The sequence below is a fragment of the Streptomyces sp. NPDC059785 genome (assembly GCF_042732375.1).
Lineage (GTDB): Bacteria > Actinomycetota > Actinomycetes > Streptomycetales > Streptomycetaceae > Streptomyces.
Genome location: NZ_JBHWHV010000028.1, coordinates 24,405 through 51,005 on the forward strand (window position 1 = coordinate 24,405; position 26,601 = coordinate 51,005).

Annotated in this window: 21 protein-coding genes and 1 pseudogene; 12 read left to right on the top strand and 10 right to left on the bottom strand. The window is 69.5% G+C overall.

Translation table 11 applies throughout. The annotated features are described in order from the left end of the window. Nucleotides 1-560: 560 nt before the first annotated feature. Complete coding sequence (locus ACFV6E_RS21705) at nt 561-1,319, top strand: GntR family transcriptional regulator (protein ID WP_385160804.1); 759 nt, start codon at nt 561-563, stop codon at nt 1,317-1,319. An 87-nt stretch (nt 1,320-1,406) separates the two neighbouring features. Next, nucleotides 1,407-1,859, top strand: a complete 453-nt coding sequence (locus tag ACFV6E_RS21710) for a hypothetical protein (protein ID WP_385463725.1) — start codon at nt 1,407-1,409, stop codon at nt 1,857-1,859. A gap of 94 nt (nt 1,860-1,953) precedes the next feature. Here the strand turns inward: ACFV6E_RS21710 and ACFV6E_RS21715 are convergent, their stop codons facing one another. Then, nucleotides 1,954-2,211 (bottom strand): hypothetical protein, encoded by a 258-nt coding sequence (locus ACFV6E_RS21715; protein ID WP_385463728.1) that lies wholly within the window; start codon nt 2,209-2,211, stop codon nt 1,954-1,956. A 285-nt stretch (nt 2,212-2,496) separates the two neighbouring features. On the opposite strand from ACFV6E_RS21715, the gene ACFV6E_RS21720 reads away from it, so the two are divergent. Genes ACFV6E_RS21720 through ACFV6E_RS21740 form a run of 5 tightly spaced genes read left to right on the top strand, consistent with a single transcriptional unit; the run spans nt 2,497 to nt 8,199 of the window. After that, nucleotides 2,497-3,855 carry an extracellular solute-binding protein gene (locus ACFV6E_RS21720; protein ID WP_385463730.1) on the top strand — a complete coding sequence of 453 codons (1,359 nt, stop codon included), beginning with the start codon at nt 2,497-2,499 and terminating at the stop codon, nt 3,853-3,855. Then, nucleotides 3,852-4,790 (top strand): carbohydrate ABC transporter permease, encoded by a 939-nt coding sequence (locus tag ACFV6E_RS21725; protein WP_385160796.1) that lies wholly within the window; start codon nt 3,852-3,854, stop codon nt 4,788-4,790. Before ACFV6E_RS21720 ends, ACFV6E_RS21725 begins: the two co-directional genes overlap by 4 nt. Next, nucleotides 4,787-5,656, top strand: coding sequence for a carbohydrate ABC transporter permease (locus tag ACFV6E_RS21730; RefSeq protein WP_385160794.1), 870 nt, complete (start codon nt 4,787-4,789; stop codon nt 5,654-5,656). Before ACFV6E_RS21725 ends, ACFV6E_RS21730 begins: the two co-directional genes overlap by 4 nt. A 22-nt stretch (nt 5,657-5,678) precedes the next feature. Further along, a complete protein-coding gene (locus ACFV6E_RS21735) occupies nt 5,679-6,644 on the top strand; it encodes an arabinan endo-1,5-alpha-L-arabinosidase (protein ID WP_385160792.1) in 966 nt (321 codons plus the stop codon). Nucleotides 6,645-6,687: 43 nt separating this feature from the next. Continuing rightward, nucleotides 6,688-8,199, top strand: coding sequence for an alpha-N-arabinofuranosidase (locus tag ACFV6E_RS21740; protein ID WP_385463733.1), 1,512 nt, complete (start codon nt 6,688-6,690; stop codon nt 8,197-8,199). A gap of 3 nt (nt 8,200-8,202) precedes the next feature. On the opposite strand, the gene ACFV6E_RS21745 is transcribed toward ACFV6E_RS21740, so the two are convergent. Further along, entirely contained in the window at nt 8,203-11,169 is a 2,967-nt protein-coding gene (locus tag ACFV6E_RS21745) for a beta-galactosidase (protein ID WP_385463735.1), read from the bottom strand. 116 nt (nt 11,170-11,285) lie between these two features. Here ACFV6E_RS21745 and ACFV6E_RS21750 point away from each other — a divergent pair, with 116 nt between their 5' ends. Both ACFV6E_RS21750 and ACFV6E_RS21755 read left to right on the top strand, forming a co-directional pair. Then, nucleotides 11,286-11,744: an RrF2 family transcriptional regulator gene (locus ACFV6E_RS21750; RefSeq protein ID WP_385160786.1), complete on the top strand. Its 459-nt coding sequence runs from the start codon at nt 11,286-11,288 to the stop codon at nt 11,742-11,744. 143 nt (nt 11,745-11,887) lie between these two features. Further along, nucleotides 11,888-12,805, top strand: coding sequence for a sulfite exporter TauE/SafE family protein (locus ACFV6E_RS21755; RefSeq protein WP_385463738.1), 918 nt, complete (start codon nt 11,888-11,890; stop codon nt 12,803-12,805). 121 nt (nt 12,806-12,926) lie between these two features. Here ACFV6E_RS21755 and ACFV6E_RS21760 read toward each other — a convergent pair whose 3' ends face one another. After that, the gene (locus tag ACFV6E_RS21760; RefSeq protein WP_385463741.1) at nt 12,927-13,685 is read right to left on the bottom strand and encodes an intradiol ring-cleavage dioxygenase; all 759 of its coding nucleotides are present in this window, start codon (nt 13,683-13,685) and stop codon (nt 12,927-12,929) included. A gap of 280 nt (nt 13,686-13,965) precedes the next feature. Between ACFV6E_RS21760 and ACFV6E_RS21765 the strand changes: the two genes are divergently transcribed. Continuing rightward, nucleotides 13,966-15,360, top strand: a complete 1,395-nt coding sequence (locus tag ACFV6E_RS21765) for a DUF3500 domain-containing protein (protein WP_385463743.1) — start codon at nt 13,966-13,968, stop codon at nt 15,358-15,360. 224 nt (nt 15,361-15,584) lie between these two features. On the opposite strand, the pseudogene ACFV6E_RS21770 reads toward ACFV6E_RS21765, so the two are convergent. Further along, a pseudogene (locus tag ACFV6E_RS21770) lies at nt 15,585-16,196 on the bottom strand (substrate-binding domain-containing protein); the annotation flags it as partial. Between the two features lie 274 nt (nt 16,197-16,470). Between ACFV6E_RS21770 and ACFV6E_RS21775 the strand changes: the two are divergent. Continuing rightward, nucleotides 16,471-17,481, top strand: coding sequence for an arabinan endo-1,5-alpha-L-arabinosidase (locus tag ACFV6E_RS21775; RefSeq protein ID WP_385463746.1), 1,011 nt, complete (start codon nt 16,471-16,473; stop codon nt 17,479-17,481). After that, a complete protein-coding gene (locus tag ACFV6E_RS21780) occupies nt 17,463-18,896 on the top strand; it encodes a family 43 glycosylhydrolase (RefSeq protein WP_385463749.1) in 1,434 nt (477 codons plus the stop codon). Before ACFV6E_RS21775 ends, ACFV6E_RS21780 begins: the two co-directional genes overlap by 19 nt. Before the next feature lie 25 nt (nt 18,897-18,921). On the opposite strand, the gene ACFV6E_RS21785 is transcribed toward ACFV6E_RS21780, so the two are convergent. The 6 genes from ACFV6E_RS21785 to chvE form a co-directional block, all read right to left on the bottom strand. After that, a complete protein-coding gene (locus tag ACFV6E_RS21785; RefSeq protein WP_385463752.1) occupies nt 18,922-19,557 on the bottom strand; it encodes a hypothetical protein in 636 nt (211 codons plus the stop codon). 71 nt (nt 19,558-19,628) lie between these two features. Further along, nucleotides 19,629-21,266 (bottom strand): pyridoxal phosphate-dependent aminotransferase, encoded by a 1,638-nt coding sequence (locus ACFV6E_RS21790; protein WP_385160772.1) that lies wholly within the window; start codon nt 21,264-21,266, stop codon nt 19,629-19,631. A gap of 174 nt (nt 21,267-21,440) precedes the next feature. Beyond that, entirely contained in the window at nt 21,441-22,592 is a 1,152-nt protein-coding gene (locus tag ACFV6E_RS21795) for an aldose epimerase family protein (RefSeq protein WP_385463755.1), read from the bottom strand. Between the two features lie 54 nt (nt 22,593-22,646). Continuing rightward, complete coding sequence (gene mmsB, locus ACFV6E_RS21800; protein WP_385160769.1) at nt 22,647-23,891, bottom strand: multiple monosaccharide ABC transporter permease; 1,245 nt, start codon at nt 23,889-23,891, stop codon at nt 22,647-22,649. Continuing rightward, nucleotides 23,888-25,438: a multiple monosaccharide ABC transporter ATP-binding protein gene (gene mmsA, locus ACFV6E_RS21805; RefSeq protein ID WP_385160767.1), complete on the bottom strand. Its 1,551-nt coding sequence runs from the start codon at nt 25,436-25,438 to the stop codon at nt 23,888-23,890. The genes mmsB and mmsA overlap by 4 nt, the downstream gene beginning before the upstream one ends. Before the next feature lie 32 nt (nt 25,439-25,470). Further along, nucleotides 25,471-26,577 carry a multiple monosaccharide ABC transporter substrate-binding protein gene (chvE, locus tag ACFV6E_RS21810; protein ID WP_385160765.1) on the bottom strand — a complete coding sequence of 369 codons (1,107 nt, stop codon included), beginning with the start codon at nt 26,575-26,577 and terminating at the stop codon, nt 25,471-25,473. Between the last annotated feature and the right edge of the window lie 24 nt (nt 26,578-26,601).

The window sequence follows — 26,601 nt, forward strand, 5'->3', positions numbered from 1 at the left end:
TTGGGCTGTGCCGTGCCTCATGCTGATGCTCCTCGGCTGTTACTTCGGGCCGTTCGCACGGCCCTGGGGAATTGAGTCGTCGGTTCGTTCGTCCTCAGTTGCGCCCAGAGCCCGAATCCGTCGGCTGTGCGCCCAGCCGAGTCGGACAGCCCGGTGACCAGCCTCCAGGCGAGCAAGTCGTGGCAGGCAGCGGGGATCGGCTCGTCGCCCTGTGCTGTGACTTTGAAGCGGGAACCTGCCGTCGACAGGGCCATTACGACGACAAGTGATCCCCAGCCGAGGACGGCGACGTACAGCTCGCCGGCGATGAGCGGCGCGTCGGGGTGCCCGACGTAGCCAACGGTCCAGGAGCGGACGTGGGCCGCTTTGATGGGCTCCGCCTTGAATGCCTTGTGCCACGAATGGCCCGTATCGGGCATGGCTGTCCCCCTGCAAGTGGTTATCCGAGTACGGATAATTTTTATCTGTACACAGAATCTCCGGCCGATTGGCGCTGGTCAAGCGAACCGAGAGAGTATGTGTACTCAGATTGACGCGATCATTCGAAGCGGGGTCCCTCGGTGGCACAGCCTGAGTACCTACGGATCGCCGCTGACCTGCGGCGTCGCATCTCCTCTGGCGAGTGGGGGCCGGGGGAGCAGATCCCCACGCTTCCCGCGCTGTGCACGGAGTACGGCGGAGTCTCCGAGACAACGATCCGGAACGCTCTCCGGCTGTTGGCCAATGAGGGCCTCATCGAGACCCGGGCACGGGCGGGCACCCGCGTCCGGCCGCGGCCGCCGATCCACCGCATGGTCGCCGACCGCTACCGGACGGCGACCGGTGCCAAGTCGACCCCGTACACAAAGGACCAGGGCATCGGCTGGTCCGAGTACCGGCTCGACAAGCGGTTCGAGAAGGTCCAGGCGGACGCGGAGTTGGCCGCGCTCTTCGAGTGCGAGGCCGGCGAGCGGCTTCTCGCCCGGCACTTCGTCTTCAATGACAACGGTCAGCCGACCCAGATGTCGACCAGCTACGTGCGCTGGTCCGACGTCGCCGGTACGCCGGTCGCGGATCCCATCAACGAGCCGTGGCCGGGCGGGACCCGCGCGCAGTTGGCCGGCCTCGGCATCCGCGTTGTGCAGATCGCAGAGTCGTTCACGGCCGGAATGCCGACCGAGTATGAGGCGGCGACGCTTCGCATCGGCGCGGGCGTTCCAGTCCTTCGCTACACGCGCAGGCACATCGCCGATACGGGCAGGATCGTAGAAGTGGCGCACCCGATCGTACGTCGCGGAGACACCACCATCGTCGACTTTCGCATCGATCTCGACGACTGACGCGGGCAGAAACGAAGTGACTCGTTCACCGCTGCCGTTTCCGGTGGGATCACCTGGAACTCGCGCTCGCCCGGGCACGATATGTGCATGGCATCGGAGTGGATAGCGCCCGTCGTCACCGGCGTTTCAGGAGCTATCGGAGTTGTCTTTACATGGCTCGCGGGTGCGCAGGGCAGAGCGCACGCTGAACGCATGGTCGCCCGGACGCAAGCAGCGGAGCAAGATGCTTATCTCCGTACGGAGCGGCGCGATGCGTACTTCGCGGCACTCCGCGTGGCCGTCCTCGACGTACGCCGCCTGAGGTACGAGCGGGAGGGCAAAAGGAGGAAGCTCCGTGAAGTGGAGCGGTATTGGACGAAGGCCAAGCGGGTCGAGATGAGCATGGAAGCACTAGCTGCCGTGCATGCTTTCGGCAGCGACGAGGCTTGCCACTTCGCTGAGGCGTGGCGAGTGGCCACGGAAGTGGACGACTTGGACGCGATGCAGCGACTTGTCGTGGAGTTCCGCTCCGTCATGCGGGCGGAACTGCAGGGCGACTGAACCGCAGGAGCCGTTGCGCGCTGATCGTGGCAAGGGCATCTGACCGGCCCCGCAGTGGACGGAACGGCGGTGCTCGCAGCAGGCGTACGAGCCGTCAGCGGCCCGGCGGCGACGCCGGCTCGCCGGCCCCCATCGCCCGCTCCTGTGCCCGCAGCATCTGCGCCACCGCCTCCAGGTTTTCCGCCGCGGCCGTGCCGCCGCCGCAGGTCAAAGAGGCTATGAGGTTGCCGAGCAGGCCCGAGCGGTCGGCGACGATGCGGACCTGGCCGATCTCGACCACGAGGCCCAGCAGGTCAAGTCGCAGGCCCTGCGGGATGTCGAGCACGACACAGGGCGGAAGCGGTGTCGTCATCTGGATCTCCCCCTCCACGTCTCCCTCTCTGGGGTATTGGCCGAGTCGTGATACCCCACAAACGCGCAAATCATGCTCATCTGAACTATTGGGGCGCATTGCCCCCGAAGGGGCTGCTGGCGCGGTACGTCTCCCGCGGTGAGCCACCGCCCCCGCGATGAACAGCCGCTCCAAAGTTCTGCGCAACCCATTGACGCGCAAGCGCTTCGAATCTACGGTCCGTTCGAAGTTACGAGCACTCGTCGAAATATCGAACATTCGCAATCTGAACAGTAAGGGCAGGGCATGGGACGACCTGGCCTGAATCGCAGGCAGATCCTGGCTGGACTCGGTGGGCTGACGGTCGCGGGCAGCTTCGGCTTCGCCGCGCTCGGGACCGGCGCCGACGCGCTCGCGTCCAGCGCGAGCAGCCGCGTCCGGTACTGGAACCTCTTCAGCGGTGGCGACGGCTACAACATGATCGCGATGCTGGACTCCTTCCGTAAGGCGAACCCGGACATCGACGTGAAGGACTCGACCCTCCAGTGGGGCAGCCCCTTCTACACCAAGCTGGCCATGGCGGCGGCCGGCAACCGCGCGCCGGACCTCGGCGTCATGCACCTGGGCCGGGTCACCGGATTCTCGCCCGGGCGGCTCCTGGACCCCTGGGACGTCGACCTCCTCGCCAAGTACGGCGTGCGGGAGGCCGACTTCAATCCGGCCCTGTGGAAGCGCGCCGTCATCGACGGCAAGCTCTACGCCCTCCCGCTCGATATCCACGTCCAGCTCTGCTACTACCGCAAGGACGTGCTGAAGAAGGCGGGGCTGCTCGGCGACGACGGGCGGATGACGTCACCGACCTCCGTCGACGAATGGTTCGGGATGCTCAAGGAGGCCAAGAAGGCCACCAAGAGCGGGCTCCAGACCATCGGGCTGTGGCACAACGACCAGAACTTCCAGTGGTGGTTCTTCGTCGCCTTCTACACCCAGCTCGGCGGGAAGTGGTTCAACGACGACAACACCGAAGTCGTTTTTGATACCGGCAAGGCCCAGCAGGTACTTGAGTTTCTGCGGCGGCACATCACCGACGGGTACGCCAATCCCAACTTCGGCGGAGCCGCCGGCGCCGAGCAGTTCGTCAACGGCGCCCCCTTCGCCTGGGAGGGCAACTGGTCGGTGCCGGTCTTCGACACGGCCAAGGTCGAGTACGGCGCGGTCCCGCTGCCGCCCGTCTTCGGCAAGCAGGCCACCCACGCCGAGTCGCACTCCTTCGTCCTGCCGCACCAGGCGGACCGCGGAGGCCCCGCCAACGAGGGCGCCCACCGGCTCGCCGCCTACGTCGTCAAGCACGCCAGGCAGTGGGCGGCCGGCGGCCACATCCCCGCCTACACACCGACCCTGTCCACGGCCGCGTACCAGAAGCTCGAGCCGCAGAACGAGTACGTCTCGGCGATGGACCACCAGGCCACCGAGCCGAAGGTGTGGTTCGCCGGGTCCACCGGCATCCTCGCCCAGCGCGTCGGGCCGATCGTCGTCTCCTCGACCACCGGCTCGGCCAAGCCCGACGCCGTCGCGGGGCGGATGAAGAGCACGCTCGCCCAGCTCCTCGCCATGAAGAACCCGATGGACGGCAAGACCGCCGCGCAGGGAGGTGCGGTCGCGTGACGACGACCAGTGCAGAGACCGTCATACGCCCGCAGGACAGGACCACCGCGGCGAGCGCCACCACACGCCGTAAACAGGGCTTCCAGCACGGGGGCTGGTTCGTCGCCCCCTTCCTCGCGCTGTTCGCGCTCTTCGTGATCTGGCCGCTGCTGCGCGGCCTCTACCTCAGCTTCACCGACGCCAACATCTCCGGCGACAGCGCGAGTTTCATCGGGTTCGACAACTACACCGAAGCTTTTGACGATCCGCTGATGTGGGACGCGCTGGGCCACAGTGCCTGGTTCACGCTGCTCGTCGTGCCCTGCATCACCGTCCTCGCCTTCCTCCTGGCGATGCTGGCCCACCACATCGAGCGCGCCAAGTGGCTGTGGCGGCTCTGCTTCTTCCTGCCGTTCCTGCTGCCGTCCACCGTCGCCGCCAACCTGTGGCAGTGGCTGTTCAACCCCGGCAGCGGCATGATCAACCACGTCTTCGGCATCGAGACGCCCTGGCTGACCGACAAGTCGTACGCCATGCTCGCCATCGTCATCTGCACCCTGTGGTGGACGGTCGGCTTCAGCTTCCTGCTCTACCTCGCCGCCCTCCAGGGCATCCCCGACCACCTCTACGAGGCGGCCAAGCTCGACGGCGCCAACGCCTGGCACCGCATGGTGCACATCACGCTGCCCATGCTGCGCAACATCACCGGGCTCGTCATCGCCCTCCAGATCCTCGCCTCGCTCCAGGTCTTCGACCAGGCCGTCGTGATGCTGGACTTCGGCTCGGGACCGGAGGACTCGACCCGCACCTTCGTGCAGTACACCCTCGAACAGGGCTTCACCAGCTACCGCGTGGGCTACGCCTCCGCGATGTCCATCATCTTCTTCGTGATCATCGCGGCCGTCGCCCTCGCGCGCATGTGGCTGCTGCGCAACCGTGAGGAGGGCGGCCGATGACCACCAGCACCGCCGGAACCCAGGTCCCCGTCAAGTCCCGTCGCGCCTGGACGCCCAGCCAGATCGTGCTCACCCTGCTCGGGGCCGCCGTCTCCGCCGTCATCCTCTCCCCGCTGCTGTGGGCGCTGTTCACCTCGCTGAAGTCGGAGACCGAGTCCGTCGAGGTACCGACGCACTGGCTGCCCAAGGAGTGGACCGGCCAGGCCTGGTCCGCCATCTTCGAGACCGGCAACATCACCGACTGGTTCGTGAACTCGCTCGTCGTCTCCGTCTGCGTCACCGCCATCGTGCTGCTGGTCAGCGCCCTGGCCGGGTACGGCTTCGCCCGCACCGAGTTCCGCGGCAAGAACGTCCTGATGGGCGTGGTGATGGCGGGCCTGATGGTCTCGCCCGCCGTGCTCGGCGTGCCGCTGTTCACCACCGTGCAGCAGATGGGGATGGTCGACACCTACTGGGGCATGATCCTGCCGCAGTGCGCGCCCGCCGCCATGGTCTACATCCTCTACAAGTTCTTCCAGGGCATCCCGCGCGAACTGGAGGAGGCCGCGTTCATCGACGGCGCCGGACGCTGGCGGGTCTTCTTCACCGTCGTGCTCCCGCTCTCCCGCCCCTCCCTCGCGGCGGTCGGCATCTTCACGTTCATCGCGTCCTGGAACAACTTCCTGTGGCCGTACATGGTGACCAACAACCCCGACCTGATGACCATGCCGAACGGCATCGCGACCGTCATGAACTCCTACGGCATCCAGTGGGCCCAGCTCATGGCCGGCGGCCTCATGGCGGGGCTCCCGCTGATCGTCGTCTTCATCTTCTTCCAGCGCCAGATCGTCGCCGGTATCGCGCACACCGGTCTCGCCGGACAGTAACTCCACAGAAGGAGCTGCGCAGTTGAAGAGCCTCAGGCCGGCCGCGGTCCTCGCCGCGGCCCTCCTCGCCCTGCTCCCCGCCACCGCACAGGCCGACACCGCCTACCCCGACCCCCAGCCCGTCACCGGGCAGGAGATCATCCACGATCCGTCCGTCATCCGCCTCAGGTCGGGCGGGTACGTGGCCTACTCGACCGGCGGGATCATCGGCGCCCGGACGTCGAAGGACCGCAAGCAGTGGGACGACGCGGGCAACGCCTTCGCCGAACCGCCGTCCTGGTGGTACGAGTACAACGGCACCGGCGACCCCTGGGCCCCCGACATCTCCTATCGCGACGGCCGCTACTGGCTCTACTACGCCGTCTCCTCCTGGGGCACCAACCACTCCGCCATCGGCGTCGCCACGTCGAAGTCCGGGCTGCCGGGCACCTGGACCGACCACGGCAAGGTCTTCACCTCCGAGACCACCGACACCTGGAACGCCATCGACCCCGGCGTCATCCAGGCCGACGGCCGGCTGTGGATGGCCTTCGGCTCCTACTGGACCGGCATCCGCATGGTCGAGCTGAACCCGAGGACCGGCAAGGCGGTCACCGGCGCCACCGTCCACCACCTCGCCACCCGCCCCGACGAGCCGTACGCGGTCGAGGGCCCGTACATCGTCAAGCACGGCCGCTACTACTACCTCTTCGCCTCCTACGACGCCTGCTGCTCCGGCGTGAACAGCACCTACAAGATCCGCGTCGGCCGGTCCACGTCCGTCACCGGGCCCTACCAGGACAGCAGCGGCACGCCCCTCCTCGAAGGCGGCGGCGACCTGCTGCTCGCCGGGCACGGCCGGTACGTCGGCACGGGCGGCCAGTCGGTCTTCAGGGACCACGGCCGCGACGTCCTCGCCTACCACTACTACGACGCCGAGGACGAGGGCACGCCCAAGCTCGGCCTCAACACCCTGACCTGGACCAGGAACGGCTGGCCGAAGGTCTGACCCCCTCCCAGTGAACGCCCCAGTGAAACCCAGAAAGGCGCACATGCGATCCGCCCGCTTCACCCTCGACCCCGCCTTCACCGTCGGCGAAGTCAACCCCCGACTCTTCGGCTCCTTCGTGGAGCATCTCGGCCGCTGCGTGTACACGGGCATCTTCGAACCGGACCACCCCACCGCCGACGAGGCGGGCCTGCGCCAGGACGTCCTCGACCTGGTCCGCGAGCTGGGCGTCACCGCCATCCGCTACCCCGGCGGCAACTTCGTCTCCGGGTACAAGTGGGAGGACTCGGTGGGGCCGGTGGACGAGCGGCCGCGCCGGCTCGACCTCGCCTGGCGCTCGACGGAGACCAACCGCTTCGGCCTCTCCGAGTACATCGCCTTCCTGAAGAAGATCGGGCCGCAGGCCGAGCCGATGATGGCCGTCAACCTCGGCACACGCGGCGTCGCCGAGGCCCTGGAGCTCCAGGAGTACGCCAACCACCCCTCCGGGACCACCCTGTCCGACCTGCGCGTGGCGCACGGCGACAAGGACCCGTTCGACATCCGGATGTGGTGCCTGGGCAACGAGATGGACGGGCCCTGGCAGACCGGGCACAAGACGGCCGAGGAGTACGGCCGGCTCGCCGCCGAGACCGCCCGCGCCATGCGCCAGATCGACCCGGGTCTCGAACTCGTCGCCTGCGGCTCCTCAGGGCAGTCCATGGACACCTTCGCCGCGTGGGAGGCGACGGTCCTCAAGGAGACGTACGACGTCGTCGACCACATCTCCCTGCACGCCTACTACGAGCCCGTCGACGGCGACGTGGACTCCTTCCTGGCCTCGGCCGTGGACATGGAGTCCTTCATCGAGAACGTCGTCGCCACCTGCGACCACATCGGCGCCCGCCTCAAGTCCAAGAAGAAGATCAACCTCTCCTTCGACGAGTGGAACGTCTGGTACCTCCTGGAGCACCAGAAGGAGGCCGCCGAGAACCCGCTCGACTGGCCGGAGGCCCCGCGCCTCCTCGAGGACAGCTACTCCGTCATGGACGCGGTCGTCTTCGGCTCGCTGCTCATCGCGCTGCTGCGGCACGCCGACCGGGTGACCGCCGCCTGCCTCGCCCAGCTCGTCAACGTGATCGCGCCGATCATGACCGAGCCGGGCGGCCCGGCCTGGCGGCAGACCACGTTCTTCCCGTTCGCGCAGGCGTCGCGGTACGGACGCGGCGAGGTCCTCGACGTACGCGTGGACTCGCCGACGTACGAGACGGAGAAGTACGGCGAGACGGATCTGCTGCACGCCACGGCGGTGCGTGCCGAGGACGGCACGGTCACCGTCTTCGCCGTCAACCGCGGCCGGACCGGGGCGCTGCCGCTGGAGGTCGCCCTCAACGGCCTGGACCTGTCCCGGGTGGTCGAGCACAGCGCGCTCGCCGACGCCGACCCGGACGCCAGGAACACGCTCGCCGACCCGGAGCGGGTGGCCCCGCACCCGGTCGACGGGACGGCCCTCCGGGACGGCACGCTGAGCGCCGTCCTGGAGCCGATGTCCTGGAACGTGATCCGGCTGGCGTAGCGGTCAGCCGGGCTGCGCGCCGGGGGAGTCCACGGTGTCCACCGGGACTCCCCCGGCCGCGCTGCCCAGCAGCGTCAGCTCCACCTCGCCCGGACCCGACGGTGTGGTGCCGTCGGCGAGCACGGCCAGCGCGAGGGTGTTCGTGCCCCGGGTGCGCAGGATGCCGTTGGGGAGCACGAAGGTGCGCTGCGGGCCCACGTCGTTGATGTACTGGCCCATGTTCCAGCCGTTGAGGAAGATCTGTACGCGGTAGGCGCGGGCCGGGTCGTCGGTGAAGGTCAGTCCGACGGAGGCGTCCACCGCCGGGTCGACGGCGAGCCGGAACTCCGTGCGGTACCAGCACACGCCCTGCCCCCGGTCGCCGCGCGGCAGGGCGGCCGTCTCCCACCCCGTGTCCCGGAAGCCGGGCAGGTGCCAGCCCTTCCGCTCCCCGTACAGACCCCCGTGGTTGAGGGGTCCGCGCACCGGGTCGGGGGCCGTCATGCCCTGGATGCGCCAGCTCACCACGGGTGCGGCGCCCGCGAACGAGACCTCGGTCAGGCCCCGCGCCACCTTGTGCGCGTCGTCCGCCTCGCCGTCCATGTCGTGCTGCATGGGGCGGACGAGCACGGAGAGCACGTGCGGTCCGGTGCCGGACACCTCGACGGGGAAGGTCGCGATCGCGCTCCACGTGCCCTGCCGGACGGTCTTCCGGTCGGGCACCGGCATCCGGTGCGTGCCCAGCGGACGGCCGTCGAGCCAGGCCATCAGCAGCCCCTGGGTGCCCGCGGTGTACGACAGGGACACCGACCCGGCTCCGGCCGCGCCCGTGAAACGCCCCCGGTACCAGACGTCCCCGTAGTGGAAGCCGTAGTCGTCGCGGAAGAGGACCGGGCGGCCCCCGGGGACGGGGGTCGTGCTGAAGGAGACGGTCCTGTCCGCCGTGCGCCACGCGGAGTCGTCGAAGCCGGGCGCGGACTCCGGGTTCTCCCACCGTCTGCGCCAGCCGGTCAGCGGGGGCAGTGTCACCCGGGGGACGCCGGGCAGTTGCCGTTCGGCGCGCAGGCTGCCCGAGCGGGTGGCCCGGGTCCGTACGGCCGAGCCGTTCCAGGTGACCTCGTCGACGCCGCGCGGTGCCCAGACCTCCAGGTCCGCGTCCTCGACCGTGTCGCCGGTGAGGTCGGCGGCCGAGCCGTGCAGGGCGGCGGTGCGCAGCAGCGCGGGCCCGCGCACCAGCACCGTCCCGGACGGGGTGTCGTACCGCCACAGGCGGGCGGAGGCTTCGTCGTCGGCGAGGAGCAGCAGCAGCGGCGCGGTGACGCCCCCGCCGGTCACCAGTACCCGGGTCAGCCCGCCGAGCACGGTGTCGATCCGCAGCGCGCCGTTCTCGTACGCGTGCCGGGCGTCTCCGCCGAGGACGGTGACGGCGGGCTCGTCCGGGGACTCCAGGACGGTCCTGCTCGGGTCCCCGGCGCGGCCGGTGAACACGGCGATGTCCTGGCGGCCGGTGGTGAGCCGGAGCATGGGCTGCGCGGTGGACCAGCGCAGCGTCCGCCGCCCGAGCGAGATCCCGGCGGCGAGGAGGCGGGCGTCGCGGCCGGGCACGGGCACGGAGACGTCCGTGCCGGCGAGCGCGATCCTGGCCACGGACTCGTCGGCGGCGTCGTTGCGCAGCACGTGCACGTGCGCCCCGGTGTCCGGGTTGACGAGGTGGTACGCCCTGATCCCCGCGCCGGTCCCCTCGTCCGCGGCGTCCGCCGCCCGGTCCAGCTTGGCCAGCTCGGGCACGCTGCCCAGGAGCTGCCCGAGCTGGTGCATCGGGACCAGCTTGGCGGTGGGCCGCCGGGCCTCGTCCAGGGCGGCCCCGTAGTCGTACGAGGTGTAGACGATGGGCGCGGGCAGCCAGCCCCAGGTGGTGCCGCCGAAGGTCATGTAGACGTTGTGGATCTTGATGCCGTTGGCGAGGTTGGTGAGGTAGAAGCGCCGCTCGTACGCCGCGTCGCGGGTCCGCCGGGACTCCGCGTACCCCTGGCCGCCGAACTCGGCGCCGCCCCACGGGTCGAACCAGCCGCCGCCGAACTCGGCAAGCAGCCCTGGGGTCGCCGGGCTCGCCGTCGAGCCGCCCTTGACGCCCCCGGCGCCGAAGTAGCCCCAGTCCGGCGGCGGCTGGGACGGGGACGGGTAGCCGTCGAAGCCGTACAGCCAGCGGCCCTCCTCGCCGCCGGTGTCGAAGGTGCCCGGCGCCCAGTGGCCGTTCCTGCCCTTGTCGTTGTGGAAGAGGGGGACGTCGATGCCGTCGGCGCGGACCTTCGCGTACAGGTGGGCCATGTAGTCGCGGCCGGCGGGCTCGGTGACGTGGTCGGCGTACTCGTTCTCCAGCTGGTAGAGCACGATCGTGCCGTCGCCCCTGGTGTACAGGTGCCGGGCGGCGATCCGGTCGACCTCGGTGAGCCACTCGTCGACATAGCGCAGATAGGTGGGGTGGGAGGTGCGGGCGGTGCCCTCGGTGGCGGTCAGCCAGCCGGGGAAGCCGCCCGCGTCGACCTCGGCGTTGATGTAGGGGCCGGGCCGCAGGATCACGTACAGGCCGGTCTCGGCGGCCGTGCGCAGGAACAGGTCCAGGTCGCGCACACCGGTGAAGTCGTACGAGCCGGGGGCGGGGGAGTGGTAGTTCCAGGAGACGTAGATGCTGATCGCGTTGTAGCCGTGGGCGCGCAGTTTTTGCAGGACGTCCCGCCACAGCGACGGGCTCGGCAGCCGGAACGGGTGCACCTCGCCCGACCACAGCACCACCCGGCGGCCGTCGACCAGCAGGGAGTACCGGTCGAAGCCGACGGTGTGGGCCGCGCCGTCCGCCACCGGCGGCCGGGGCGCTGGGCCGGTGGGCGCGGTGGACGCCGCCCGGGCCAGTTCGGCGGCGCTTCCGCCGAGCGACAGGCCGAGCGCGGTACTCCCGGCGATCGCGCTGAAGGTACGTCTGCTGAACACCAACGGAGTCTCCTCGGGGGAGCGGAGAGGGGAGCGGAGAGGGGAGGGGGAGGGGAGGGGGGAGAGGGAGGGGCGCGGGTGCGGCCATTGTCCACAGTGGGAGACCCGACAATGGGTGCATGAGGATCTCGGCGCGGGCGGATTACGCGGTACGGGCGGTACTGGAGCTGGCCGTCCGGCAGGACGAAGGGCCGGTGAAGGCGGAGACCGTCGCCACCGCTCAGGACATTCCGCACAAGTTCCTGGAGGGCATCCTGGGCGATCTGCGGCGCGGCGGCCTGGTCAGCAGCAGGCGCGGCGGCAGCGGCGGCTACCGGCTGGCGCGGGCCGCCGGGGAGATCACCGTCGCGGACGTGATCCGCGCCGTGGACGGCCCGATCGTCTCCGTGCGCGGCGAGCGCCCCACCGGTCTCGCCTACACCGGCACCGCCGAGCCGCTGCTCCCGCTGTGGATCGCGCTGCGCGCCAACGTGCGCCAGGTCCTGGAGGGCGTCACGGTGGCCGATCTGGCGGCGGACGCGCTGCCGGAACCGGTACGGGACCTGGCGGCGGAACCGGCGGCCTGGGAGAACCCGTAGGACCGTCGGTCACCGCCGGCCGGGGCGTTCCTGTGTCTGACCCTCATTCAGGTCTAAGGCGGTCCTCAGGTTGAGGACCTAACGTCGCGTCCCGCTCATCCCCACCAATCCGGTGGGAATACCGGGAAACGACGGGACCCCTCATGCGCACGCTGATCCTGCTCGCCCTCGCGGGCCTCGGCGCCCAGCTCGTGGACGGCAGCCTCGGTATGGCGCACGGGGTCATCTCCACCGCGCTGCTCCTCGCGCTGGGCACGGGACCGGCGGTCGCCTCGGCGGTCGTGCACTTCGCCCAGATCGGCACCGGTCTGGTGTCGGGCGCCTCGCACGCGCGCCTCGGCAACGTCGACTGGCGGGTCGTCGCCCGGATCGGTGCGCCGGGCTGTGCGGGCGCCTTCCTCGGTGCGACCGTGCTCTCCCGGCTCTCGACGGACACGGCCGAGCCGGTGATGGCCGCGATCCTGCTGGCACTGGGCCTCTACGTCGCCGTCCGTTTCACCCTGCGCGGACTGCCGCAGGGCGGGCTCGGCCGTCCGCTGCGCACGCGTTTCCTCGTCCCGCTCGGCCTGGTCGCCGGGTTCCTCGGCGCGACCGGCGGGGGCGGCTGGGGCATGATCGGCACGCCGGCCCTGCTGGCCAGTGGCCGGATGGAGCCGCGGAAGGTGATCGGTTCGGTCGACGCCAGCAAGTTCCTGGTGGCCGTCGCCGCCAGCCTCGGCTTCCTGCTCTCCCTCGGCTCGCACGGGGTGAACTGGTCGTGGGTGCTCGCCTTCCTGCTGGGCGGCATGGTGATCGCCCCGGTCGCGGCGTGGCTGGTGCGCTTCGTGGCGCCGCGCATCCTGGGTTCGGCGGTCGGCGGCCTGATCGTCGTCACCAACATCCGCACCCTGATCAACAGCGACTGGGCGAGCGTGACGGGCACCGCGGCCGTCTGCCTCTATGTCTTCCTGTACGCCGTGTGGGCGGCGGCGCTGGCGTACTCGGTCCGGGCGCATCTGCGGGAGCGGGCGGCTGCCGCCACGCTGACCGGGGGTGAACAGCGGCAGCCGGCCGGAGCGTAGGCGCTCCGGCCGGCCGCCGGGCCGGTGCTTCGGCTGCCGGCCCGCTGTGGCTGGTCGCGCCCACGCGGCGGAGCCGCACCTCGCACGGCCCGGCGCCCCTTGGGGGGCGCTGACACCTCAGCTACTCGTCGATGCCCAGCGTCAGGCTTCCGGTGTAGCCCGCCGAGGTGGAGCCGGTGACGGTCATGAGGCCCGCGGCGGCGCCTCCGTTGCCGTAGATGCCGTCCTGGGAGAGCGGGACGCGGCGGACCGTGTTGGTCGAGTACGGGGAGACGGCGGCGACCGCGGTGGTGATCGTCTCGTTGATGAAGAGCTGCCCGGTGTGCAGGGTCTGCCCGCCGGTGAACGAGCCGTCCGAGGTCAGCGTGACGTCCGTGTGCACCTTGATGTGGATGTGGATCGCCCGGCCCTGGTACCAGCCGGGGTAGACCGTGGTGATGCGGGCGACGCCGTCGCTGCCGGTCAGCACGCCGCCGCGGAGGAACTTGCCGTTGTCGGGCTCGCTGTGCCCGTTGTTGCCGACGAAGCCCGAGTACTCGCCGAGCGCGTCGCAGTGCCACACCTCCACGAGCGCCTCGTTCAGCGGCGCGCAGGTGCTGTCGTCGACGACGGTGAGGACCAGGTCGAGCTTGATGCCCGGCTTGTCCTCCCTGATGTCGGCGCGGACGAGTGCCCCGTCCAGGTAGTAGGGGCCCTCCGTGAGCTCCTTGGTGAGGGTGCAGACGGCCGCGGCGGCGACCGGCTCGGTGCGGTCGGTCCGTACCTCGGCGGCGGAGTCCTGGGACGCGGCGGCGGCGGTCACGGTGAGCGCGGCGGCCGTGGCGCCCGTACCGATAAGCACGGTGCGGCGCCGGACGTGGGGGGAGTTATTGTCTGTCATGGACACGGCACCTTAAGGGCGTCACCTGGCAGCAAGCTGTGTGCCGGGTAAAGTGACACTCTGTCAAGTCCCGTACCGGACGCACGAGTTCCAGGCATATGCGAATGGGCCGGGGGTGCCGGTGCCGCACCTGCGTGGTGCGCCGCGCCTGACCTCCCTCGCCCCGTGGGCCCCGTCCGTCACGACTACGGCGGGTTCCCGCCGCTCCCCGCCCGGCCGCACGCGGACCTCAGGGAGCGTTGACAGAAACACTTCAGGTACGTCATGGATTTTGGTCCGTATGCACGGACACCGACCACGCACCCTCCAGACCGAGCGCTCCCGCCGCTGGTTCATGAACAAGTCGCTGCTGCTCGGCGGAGCCGCCGCCGTGGCGACGATGACCGGCTGTTCGGCGGGCTCCTCCGGCACCGCCGCCTCGTCCTCCTCCGCGGCCCCGTCCGGCGCCCCGAGCGGCATGCCCGGCGGCGGCAACGGCATGGGGCCCGGCGCGACCGAGGTCAAGTACGCCGACTTCAAGGGCGTCACCACCGACGGCACGATCGTCGACGACCTGTACTCGATCCACTCCACCGACGTGTCGACGGACAAGGTGGTGCAGGCCGCCCAGGCGTTCCTGGACGGGCTGACCGCCAAGGAGCGCAAGGCCTCCGTCTTCGACGTGGACGACGACGAATGGCTGGCCTGGAGCAACGTCGACGGCTACCAGCGCGAGGGCGCCCGGATGGGCGACCTGACCGCCGAGCAGCGCAACCTCGGCTACGCGCTGCTGGGCGCCGCCCTCTCCGCCGACGGGCTCACCCAGACCCGCAACATCATGAAGCTCAACGCGTTCCTGGGTGACTACAACGGCGGCAACAAGGACACCCTGACCGAGGGCGCCTACTTCTTCACCTTCATGGGCACCCCGTCGACCACCAAGCCCTGGGGCTTCCAGTACGAGGGCCACCACGTCGTCATCAACTACTTCGTCCTCGGCGACCAGGTCGTCATGACGCCCACCTTCATGGGCTCCGAGCCGACCTCCGCCACCTACAAGGGCGAGAAGATCACGCTCTTCAAGCCGGAGACCAAGGCCGGTCTGGTGATGCTGCGGTCCCTGACCACGGCCCAGCAGAAGAAGGCCATCGACTCCAGCAAGGAGAAGAGCGGCACCGACATGCTGGCCGGGGCGGGCCAGGACAACCTGAAGCTCGCCTACGCGGGCCTGCGCTGCGACTCACTGACCGCCGCGCAGAAGCAGGCCCTCCTCGACCTGGTCGGCGTGTACGTCGGCTACATGGACGCGGGGCACGCGAAGGTGCGGCTGGCGGAGGTGGAGGAACACCTCGACGACACCTACTTCTACTGGCTCGGCGCGACGAAGGACTCCTCCGCCTTCTACTACCGCGTGCACAGCCCCGTCGTACTGATCGAGTACGACGCGCAGTCGCCGCTCGCGTACGGCACCAAGACCGGCAGCGGCGGCAACGCGGGCGGTATGCCGTCCGGCGCGCCCAGCGGCGGCACGGGCGGCGCGCCCAGCGGTGCTCCCAGCGGCGGCCCCGGAGGCGGCGGCATGGGCGGCATGGGCGGTACCCCCACCCAGCAGCACATCCACACCATCATCCGCACGCCCAACGGCAACGACTACGGCGTGGACCTGCTCAAGCTGCACCTGGAGAACGACCACTGACGCGGCCCGCGGCCGGCCGCGGTCACTCGATCGAGTCCGCCGGCGGCTTCCCGTAGGTGCAGGCGTACTCGGTCTGCCAGTACGGGTACGCGCCGTCCTCGACGCCCTCGGTCGTGGCCTCGGCCCCGTCGATGCGCACCCGCACCAGGTCGTCGTGGGCGGTGGCGGCGCACCTCGCTGTGGCCGAGGGCGCCGGGCGTCCGGGCCACGGTGCTCAGCAGGGTGTCCGTGTCGCCGACCTCGCAGCGGCCCGGCCGGTCCGGGTCCAGGCCCACGCAGTCGTCGACGGTGACCTTCGGCAGGTCCGCGCCGGCGAGGACCCGCTGCTCCAGTGTGGAGCGGGTGCCGGAGCCGGGGTTGCGGCTGACGAGGTGGACGGGGAGGTCCGCGCCGCCCACCTCCTTCCAGTTGGTGATCCGCCCGGCGCAGAGGTCGCGGACCTGCTTCAGCGACAGCGTCCTGACGCCGGCGTCCTCGCTGGCGACCAGGGTGAACAGGGACAGGGCGATGGGCCTGGGCAGCAGCTGCGGGCGGCCGTCCGGCGTGGGGCCGTCGCTGAACGTCAGCTCGTCCCCCAGCCCGTCGTCGCCCGCCTTCGTCCCCCCCCCCCCCCCGGGGTCCCCTTCCCGGGCTGCTCGCCCGCCGCGACGAGGGCGTTCAGCCCGGCGACGCTGCCCTTGAAGGGGTTGTCGTCGACGGGAATCCTGGCGCCCGTGCAGGTGTCCGTGTACTGCTTGGCGGCCCCCCGCAGCACCGGCGCGAACGCGGTGGAGCCGTGCAGGTGCAGCGTCCCCTGAGCGCAGTCCGGCGGCGTCGCCCGGACACGAGGCGGTCAACCGCGGACGCCCCTGTTCCCCGCCCGGAATTCACCGGTGTGTCACCGCGGACACGCGCCGTTTCCCGGGAGTTGGCGCTGTTGCTGCGCGGACTGTTGACGCGCACGGTGTTCGATTCTACGTTCCCGTCCGAAGTACTGACCGCCGTTCGGTATGCCGAACGCATCCGGGTGTACCGACGCCGACCCCTTCGGCGCCGGACCGCTCGATGCCGCACGGGCCGGTGTCGCGCCTGCCGAGCGTCCGACTCCCCCCACTCGCAAGGAGGCCCCGCGTGAGCCGCACCTCCCGCACGACCCGTACCACCCGCACGCCCCGGAGCCGCCGCCGGGCGACCGCGCTCCTCACGGTCCCCGCCGCCGTCCTGCTCGCCCTCGTGCCGTCCACCGCGTCGGCGTACCCCAACCCCGGCACGGTCACGGGCTCCGTCGTCGTGCACGACCCGACGATGATCCGCGACTCCTCCGGCCGCTATCTGCTCTACGCCACCGGCGGCGGCCTGTCGTACCGGACCTCCACCAACCGCACCGCGTTCTCCGCGGGCAGCGACGCGTTCACCTCGCGGCCGAGCTGGTGGTCGAACTACGGCACCACCGAGGCGTGGGCGCCGGACATCTCGTACCACGGCGGCAAGTACCTGATGTACTACGCCGTCTCCACCTTCGGCTCCAACAAGTCCGCCATCGGGCTCGCGGGCTCGTCCACCGGACTGCCCGGCTCCTGGTCCGACTACGGCACGGTCTACACCTCCACCACCTCCAGCGACTACAACGCCATCGACCCCAACCTCTTCGTCGACGACGACGGCAAGTGGTGGCTGTCCTTCGGCAGTTGGTGGACCGGTCTGAAGATGATCCAGATCGATCCGTCGTCCGGCAAGCAGCTCTCCTCCAACACCACCCGGTACTCGATCGCCTCCCGGCCCACCGGCACCAAGGCGGTCGAGGCCCCGTACATCGTGAAGCGGAACGGCTACTACTACCTCTTCGCCTCGTACGACACCTGCTGCGCCGGCACCAGCTCCACGTACAAGGTGAAGGTCGGCCGCGCCACCAGCATCACCGGCCCGTACTACGACAAGAGCGGCGTCGCGATGACCAACAACGGCGGGACGGCCGTCCTGGAGTCGCACGGCAGCATCATCGGCCCCGGCGGCCAGTCGATCATGAACGACGTGGACGGCGACCTGATCGTCTACCACTACTACGACGGCAACGACAACGGCACGCCCAAGCTCGGCATCAACCTCCTGAACTGGAGCACCGGATGGCCCGTCGCCTACTGACCCTGCTGGCCGCGCTGCTGCTCGCGCTGTCGCTGGGCCAGTCCTTGGCGAGCGCGGCCTCGTTCACCAACCCCGTCAAGGCGGTCAAGGGCGCCGACCCCTGGATCTCCTACTACAACGGCAACTACTACCTGGTGACGACGAGCTGGACCGATGTCATCACCATGCGCAAGTCGGCGACCCTCGCGGGCCTCGCGACCGCGCCGAGCGTCCAGGTCTGGCAGGGCGACGCCGCCTCCCGCTGCTGCAACATCTGGGCACCGGAGCTCTACTACTCCGGCGGGCACTGGTACCTGTACTACGTCGCGGGCCAGAACATCTCGGACTACAACCCCACCCAGCGCACCCACGTCCTGGAGAGCGCGGGCACCGACCCGCAGGGCCCCTACACCTACAAGGCCCAGCTCAACTCCTCCTGGATGCTGGACCCGTCGGTGGCCTCGATCAACGGGCAGCTCTATCTCTTCGGCAGCGCGAGCGGCGGCACCCAGAACCTGGTCGCGGCCCGGATGTCCAACCCGTACACCCTGGCCACGGGCTTCTCCACGATCTCCACCCCCACGTACTCCTGGGAGACCTCCGGAGGCTCGGTCAACGAGGGCCCCGAGATCCTCCAGCGAGGCGGGAAAACCTTCCTCATCTACTCGGCGAGCGGCTGCTGGACCCCCGACTACAAGCTCGGCCAGCTCACCCTCACCGGCTCCGACCCGCTCTCCGCCTCCTCCTGGACGAAGAAGTCGACCGCCGTCTTCCAGCGCAACGACTCGGCGGGCGTGTACGGCCCCGGCCACAACGGCTTCTTCACCTCACCCGACGGCACGGAGAGCTGGATCGTCTACCACGCCAACGACTCCTCGTCCGACGGCTGCGACAACGGCCGGACGACGCGGGCGCAGAAGTTCACCTGGAACTCGGACGGCACGCCGAACCTCGGCACCCCGGTGGCCCTCGGCGCCTCCCAGACCGGCCCGTCCGGTGAACCGTCCACCGCCTCCACCACGTACACCCTCACCAACCGCAACAGCGGCAAGTGCCTCGACGTGGCGGGCAGTTCGACGGCCGACGGGGCCAACGTGCAGCAGTACACCTGCAACGGCGGCAACAACCAGAAGTGGCGCATCGAGGACCAGGGCGACGACACCAGCCGCCTGGTCAACGTCGCCTCAGGCAAGGTCCTCGACACCGCGGACTGCTCCAGCGCCGACGGCGCCGACCTGCGCCAGTGGTCCTGGCTGAACAACACCTGCCAGCGCTTCCGCTTCCTCACCACCGACAGCGGCTACGTACGCGTCGTCAACCAGGCCACCGGCAAGGTCGCCGACGTGGCCGACTGCTCGACGGCGGACTCGGCCGACGTACGCCAGTGGTCGTGGCTGAACAACACCTGCCAGCAGTGGAAGCTGAACCCGGTGTGACCGCACTCCCGCTACGGGGCGGCCCTCAGCCCGCCGCCTCGTAGCGGGGCAGTTCGTCCGGGAACTTCCGGGTGCCCTGGCACCCGGCGAGGTCATAGGCGTGCACGGTGAACTGGTAGGCGAAGTCGGTCACGGCCTGCCGGAGCGCGGCCGGGGAGCCCCTGCCCTTGCCGATGACACCGACCTCGACGGTGAGCGCGTACGACTCGCGCGCGTCGCCGGCCTCGGCCCCGCGAGGGACGCACGGCACGTACGTGTTGGAGGTATCGCTGTCGAGTTCGGCGAAGGCTTCGACGCCGTCCGCGGCTACCTGGACGCTGTCGTCGTCGGGGGTGTGCCAGGTCTTCAGGGAGACGTCCGCGATGTCCCCCATGGCGGAGATGAGCGGACCCGCGCTGGTGTCGACGCGGCACCCGAAGTGGAAGTCCTCCCCCTCGTTGTGCTGCTCGGCCTCGTACCCCGCCGTGCGGGTACGCGGCAGGATCCGGATCACCACATCACGCGACACGGCCCCGTCGCACACCTTGTCCGGCAGCAGGTAGAGCCCCTTGTTGAAGTACGCGACGACCGCGCAGCCCGCGAGCAGGATGATCACCAGGCCGATGACGAGGGTCTTCGCGGTGTATTCCGGCGCGGCCTTCGGCTCCGGCGGTGCGCTCACGTCAAGGGGCCTTCCAGGAAGCCGAGTCGGGTGATCGGTACCCTACCCGGCCCCGTTCCGGCCGTACGGGGCTACCCGACCTGCTGCCCGTACGAGCCGCCCGCCGCGGGCCACGCCGTGGCGCCCGGGGACGGCTGGGTCTGGCCGCGGACCTGGGCGGCGGTGAGGCCGCCGGCCGCGCCGAGGCCGTTGCCGCGGCCGCCCTGGGCCGCCGCGGCCATGCCGGGCATGCCCGTCTGGGCGACGGCCGTCAGGCCCGCGGCGGGTGCCGGGGCCATGCCGGGGGCGGCAGCGGCGGGGGCCGGAATCACGGCGGGGGGCGGGAGCTGGGCGGGGATCTGCGCAGGGATCTGCGCCTGAATCTGCGCCGGGATCGGGGCGGGCGCCGGGGGCGGGGCGACGGGCAGGGGGGCCGCCGCCGGCGGGGGGAGCGGGGCGGACTGCTGCTGGGCGGCGGCCGGCTGGGGCCAGGCGTTGGCCTGGGCCGCGAGGTTCTGCATGCCCGCGCCGTTGGTGGCGCTGACCAGCCGGTCGACGGCCGCCGTACCCGAGCTGTAGCTGGTCCCGGTGCCCAGCTCGGATACGGCGGTTCCCCTCCTGGTCCCGTAGAGCACCTGTTCCAGGCCGGACACCAGGCGACGCACGTCCGTCTGGGGGCGCACCACGAGCCGCAGGAAGCGGCTGGACGAACCGATCTTGTTGCCGCACTCGCGGACCAGGATCCGGTGCTCGGTGAGGAGCCGGTCCCGGACCACGGTGCCCTCGGCGCCCACGGGGAGGCGCACGAAGAGGAAGTTGCCCTGCGAGGGGTAGACGGTGAGGCCGGGCAGGGCCGCGAGCTGGCGGGCCATGTCGAGGCGGTCCCGGCGGACCATGTGCAGGCTCTCCATGTACTCCGCGCCGTGCTCCTTGAGCATGAACACCACGGTCTCGGCGAAGGAGTTGAGGTTCCATTTCGGGAGCATCGAGCGGACCTTGCCGGCCAGGGCCGGGTTCGCCACCAGGTAGCCGAAGCGGATGCCGTGCAGGCCGAAGTTCTTGCCGAGGCTGCGCAGCACGATGACGTTCGGCCGCATCACCGCGTCCTCCACCACGCTCGGCTCGGACTCGGCGTCGGCGAATTCGAGGAACGACTCGTCGACCACCACCAGGTCCAGGTCGGCGAGCGCGTCCATGAACTGCACGACCGAGTGCCGGGGCAGGAAGCCGCCGTCGGGGTTGTTGGGGTTGCAGATGACGGCGACGCGGGTGCCGCGGGCGCGGATGAACTCGGCGTACTGGGCGAGGTCGAGGGCGAAGCCGCTGGACTCCTGGAGCGGGAACATGTCGACCCGCTTGCCGGTCTCCATCGGCTGGTCGGTCCAGCGGCCGAAGGTGGGGACGGGGATGGCGAGGGATTCACGGACCAGCAGATGGTCGATCCAGGTGATCAGCTCCGTGGAGCCGTTGCCCATCGCCACGCACTGCGGCGGCAGCTGGAGGAGGTTGCACAGCTCGGCCGTGATCGTGTCGGCGCTGCTCGGGTAGAACGTGATGATCTCGCGCAGCCGGCCCGCCAGGTCGTCGAACATGGCCGGGGTCGGGAAGTACGGGTTGCACGGGATGCAGAAGTCGATCGGGCCGGCACCGTCGCTCTCGCGCGTCAGGGCGGCCATCGAGGGACTGTGCGCCGCCGTGCTCCGGAACAGCGAGGTGACCGCGTCGGCCATGGAACCTCCGTATGGGGCGGGGTCCGCCGGGGAAGGGCGGCCCTCCGTCTCTGGGTGGCCCGCGCGGGGGAGCGCGGGCCACCCCTTCATACGGATGCTGGGGAAGGACTGTTCAACTCGTGTGAATCCAGTGAGAGTTCGGGCTCCCGGGGAACCCCGGGACCGGTCCGGACGTTACGCGCTGAACGAATGCACCGTCGTCGTCCGGTACGTCTCGCCGGGCCGCAGCACGGTGGACGGGAACGACGGCTGGTTCGGCGAGTCCGGGAAGTGCTGGGTCTCCAGGCACAGCGCGTCGCCCTGGCGGTAGATGTGGTCGCCGGAGCCGACCAGCGTGCCGTCCAGGAAGTTGCCCGAGTAGAACTGGAGCCCCGGCTCGGTCGTCGCGATCTTCAGGGTGCGCCCGGAGGACGGGTCCCGGAGCGTGGCGATGTGCTCGGGGCGGGCCGTGATCCCCTTGTCGAGGACCCAGTTGTGGTCGATGCCCTGGCCGTACAGGAGCTGCTGGTCCGCCTCGCGGATGTCCTCGCCGACCGCCTTCGTACGGCGGAAGTCGAAGGGGGTGCCCGCCACCTTCGCCAGCTCCCCGGTGGGGATCAGACCCGAGTCGACGGGGGTGTAGCGGGCGGCGGCGATGGACAGCTCGTGGTCGTAGATCGAGCCGCTGCCCTCGCCCGCCAGGTTCCAGTACACGTGGCTGGTGAGGTTGACGACGGTGGCCTTGTCGGTGGTGGCCGCGTAGTCGATGCGCCAGTCGCCGTCCCGGGTGAGGGTGTAGGTGACGGTGGCGCGCAGGGTGCCGGGGTAGCCCATCTCGCCGTCGCCGCTGACGTAGTGCAGGACGAGCCCGACGTCGGAGCCGGAGGTGAAGCCCTCCACGTCCCACACGCGCTTGTCGAAGCCCTTCGCGCCGCCGTGCAGGCTGTTCTCGCCGTCGTTGACGGAGAGCTGGTACGCGGTGCCGTCGAGGGTGAACCTCCCCTTGGCTATCCGGTTGCCGTAGCGGCCGATGAGCGCCCCGAAGTACGGGCTGGAGGCCACGTAGTCCTCGATGTTCGCGAAGCCGAGGGAGACGTTGCGGTAGCGGCCCCGCCGGTCGGGGATCTCCAGGGACTGGACGACGCCGCCGTAGGACAGCACCTTCAGCCGGGTGCCGCCGTTCTCCAGCGACCAGCGGTGCACCTTCGTCCCGTCGGCGAGCGTGCCGAAGAGTTCCTTCACCGGTTTCCTGCCTCCCGCGCCGCTCGCGTGCGCGGTGCCCGCCGTGGCGGCGGCGACCCCCGCGGCCGCGGCGGCGGCGATGACGGTACGTCTGCTCGTTTCCATGTGCGCAGCTCCTGAAAAGGAAGGGGCCCCGCCGATCGGCGGGGCCCGGGCTGACTACGAACCGACCTTGCGTTTGTTCCACACGTCGAAGCCGACCGCGAGCAGCAGGGCGAGTCCCTTGATGACCTGCTGCCAGTCGCTGCCGACGCTGAGGAGGTTCATGCCGTTGTTCAGCACGCCGAGGACGAGACCACCGATGATCGCGCCGAGGACGGTACCGACGCCGCCGCTCATGGACGCGCCGCCGATGAACGACGAGGCGATGGCCTCCAGCTCGTAGTTGAGACCGGCCTTCGGCGAGGCCGCGTTCAGGCGGGCGGCGATCGCCAGACCCGCCAGGGCCGCGAGCGTGCCCATGTTCAGGAAGACCAGGAAGGTGACGCGCTTGTCCTTGACGCCGGACAGCTTCGCGGCCGGCAGGTTGCCGCCGATCGCGTAGATGTGCCGGCCGAAGATCGCGTTGCGCATGACGTAGCCGTAGCCGACCACCAGCACGCCCAGGATCAGCAGGATGATCGGGGCGCCCTTGTAGCTGGCAAGGAGCAGCGTGACGACCAGCACCGCGGCGACGATGGCGACCAGCTTCAGCAGGAAGATGTTGCGCGGCAGCACGTCGAGCGAGAACTCCTGCTGGCGCTTCCTGTCCCGGATCTCCTGGAGGACGACGAAGACGCCCAGGACGAGGCCGAGCAGCAGTGTGATGTTGTGGTAGTTGGTGTTCGGACCGACCTCCGGCAGGAAGCCGTTGCCGATCTTCTGCAGTCCGTCAGGGAACGGGCCGAGGGTCTGGCCCTCCAGGAGGATCTCCGTCAGACCGCGGAAGAGCAGCATGCCGGCCAGGGTGACGATGAAGGACGGTATGCCGAGATAAGCGATGAGGAAGCCCTGTGCCGCGCCCGCGACCGCGCCTATCAGCAGGCAGAGGATCAGGGCGAGCGGCCACGGCACGCTGTGCTGCACGGTGAGCACCGCCGCGAAGGCGCCCACGAACGCCGTCACCGAGCCGACCGACAGATCGATGTGGCCCGCGATGATCACCAGCATCATGCCGATCGCGAGGATCAGCACGTAGCTGTTCTGGAGCACCAGGTTGGAGACGTTGCGCGGCAGCAGCAGGTCCCCGTCGGTCCACACCTCGAAGAGGACGACGATCAGGCCGAGCGCGATCAGCATGCCGTACTGGCGCATGTTGCGGCGCAGTCCGTCCAGCATGAGCTGGAGCAGACCCCCGCCGCCCGAGCCGCCGCTCTTCCCGGCCGGCGCCGGGGCCGGGCTCTTGGCGGTCACATCCGTGCTCATCGCGTTACCTCTTTGTCCTTCGTCATCTGGCGCATCAGCACTTCTTGGGTGGCGTCGGCCCGCGCCACCTCACCCGTGAGCCGCCCGGCGGCCATGGTGTAGATGCGGTCGCACATGCCGAGCAGTTCGGGCAGCTCGGAGGAGATGAAGATGACCGCCTTGCCCTCGGCGGCCAGCTTGTCGATGACCGTGTAGATCTCGTACTTGGCGCCCACGTCGATGCCGCGGGTGGGCTCGTCCAGGATCAGCACCTCGGGACCCGCGAAGATCCACTTGCTGAGGACGACCTTCTGCTGGTTGCCGCCGGAGAGCTTGCCCACCGGCTCGAAGACGGTCGGCGCCTTGATGTTCATGGACGTGCGGAAGCCCTCGGCGACCTGCCGCTCGTCGTGCTCGTCGACGATCCCGCGCTTGGCCACCTTGCCCAGGGCGCTGAGCGAGATGTTGCGGTTGATGGTGTCGATGAGGTTGAGGCCGTAGTGCTTGCGGTCCTCGGTGACGTAGGCGATGCCCTGCCCGACCGCGTCGGAGACGTGCCGGGTGGAGATCTCCTTGCCGTCCTTGAGGACCGTGCCGCCCGCGTGCCGGCCGTAGGTGCGCCCGAAGACGCTCATCGCCAGCTCGGTGCGGCCCGCGCCCATCAGGCCCGCGATGCCGACGATCTCCCCGCGCCTGACGCTGACCGACACGTCGTCGACGACCTTGCGCTCCTGGTCGATCGGGTGGTGCACGGTCCAGTTGCGGATCTCCAGGGCCGGCGCCGCGCCCGTCTCGCCCTCGAAGGGGGTGCGCTCGGGGAAGCGGTGGTCGAGGTCGCGGCCGACCATGCCGGAGATGATCCGGTCCTCGGTGGTCTCCGCCGCCTTCACATCGAGGGTCTCGATGGTCTGGCCGTCGCGGATGATCGTCACCGAGTCGGCGACCCGGCGGATCTCGTTGAGCTTGTGGGAGATGATGATCGAGGTGATGCCCTGTTCCTTGAGCTCCAGGATCAGGTCGAGCAGCTTGCCGCTGTCCTCGTCGTTCAGCGCCGCCGTCGGCTCGTCCAGGATGAGCAGCTTCACCTTCTTCGAGAGCGCCTTGGCGATCTCCACGAGCTGCTGCTTGCCCACGCCGATGTCGCTGACGCGGGTCTCCGGGTGGTCGCTGAGACCGACCCGGCGCAGCAGCTCACTGGCGTGCTTGAGCGTGTCGTGCCAGTTGATGAAGCCGCGGCTGGCGTGCTCGTTGCCGAGGAAGATGTTCTCCGCCAGCGAGAGGAACGGCACCAGTGCCAGCTCCTGGTGGATGATCACGATGCCGTGCTGTTCGCTGGCCCTGATGTCCTTGAACCGGCAGTGCTCACCCTCGAAGAGGATGTCGCCCTCGTAGGTGCCGTGCGGGTGGACGCCCGACAGCACCTTCATCAGGGTCGACTTGCCGGCGCCGTTCTCCCCGCAGATGGCGTGGACCTCGCCCTGACGGACGGTCAGGTTGACGTCCGAGAGCGCTTTGACACCGGGAAAGGTCTTGACGATCGAGCGCATTTCCAGGACGGGTCCCGCCATGGTCGTGCCTTCCAATCAGTAGGTGCCGGGGGTTACTTGAGGTCGTCAGCGGTGTAGTAGCCGCCGTCGATCAGCACCTTCTCGTAGTTGCTCTTGTCGACGCTCACCGGCTCCAGCAGGTAGGCGGGCACGACCTTGGAGCCGTTGTCGTAGGACTTGGTGTCGTTGACCTCGGGCTTCTTGTCGTTGAGCACCGCGTCGACCATGTCGGTGGCGACCTGGGCGAGCTTGCGGAGGTCCTTGTAGACGGTCATCGTCTGCTGGCCGCCCTTGATGGACTTCACCGAGGCGACCTCGGCGTCCTGGCCGGTGATGACCGGCAGCGGCTTGCTCTTGGTGCCGTAGTTGTCCGACTTCAGCGCGGACAGGATGCCGATGGAGATGCCGTCGTACGGGGAGAGGACCGCGTCGACCTTCGCGGACTTGTACGACTTGGTGAGGATGTCGTCCATCCGGCGCTGGGCCGTCGCGCCGTCCCAGCGCAGCGTGGTGACCTTGTTGAGGTCGGTCTGCCCGGACTGGACGACCAGCTTCTTGTCGTCGATGTACGGCTTGAGCACGCTCATCGCGCCGTTGAAGAAGTACCGGGTGTTGTTGTCGTCGTTGGAGCCGGCGAACAGCTCGATGTTGAACGGGCCCTTGCCGTCCTCAAGGCCGAGCTTGTCGACGATGTACTGGCCCTGGAGCTTGCCGACCTTCTCGTTGTCGAAGGACGCGTAGTAGTCCACGTCCTCCGTGCCGAGGATCAGGCGGTCGTAGGAGATGACCGGGATGTCGGCTTCCTTGGCCTGCTGGAGCACGTTGTTGAGCGACTTGTTGTCGATCGCCGCGATGATCAGCGCCTTGACGCCCTGCGTGATCAGGTTCTCGATCTGCGAGACCTGCTGGTCGGGCTCGTCCTCGCCGTAGACCAGCTTCGTCTTGTAGCCCTTGGCCTCGAGGTCCTTGACCACGTTGGCCCCGTCGGCGATCCAGCGCTCGGAGGACTTGGTCGGCATCGAGATGCCGATCGTGCCTCCCTTGGCGTCTCCCTTGTCCTCCTCGCTGCCGCCTTCGCTGTTCTGGCCGCAGGCGGTCAGGGTCAGTGCGAGAGTTGCGGTGGAGGCGATGGCGGCGAGAGCGGCTCTGCGGTTACGCATGTTCATCATCCTTGATGTGGCAGG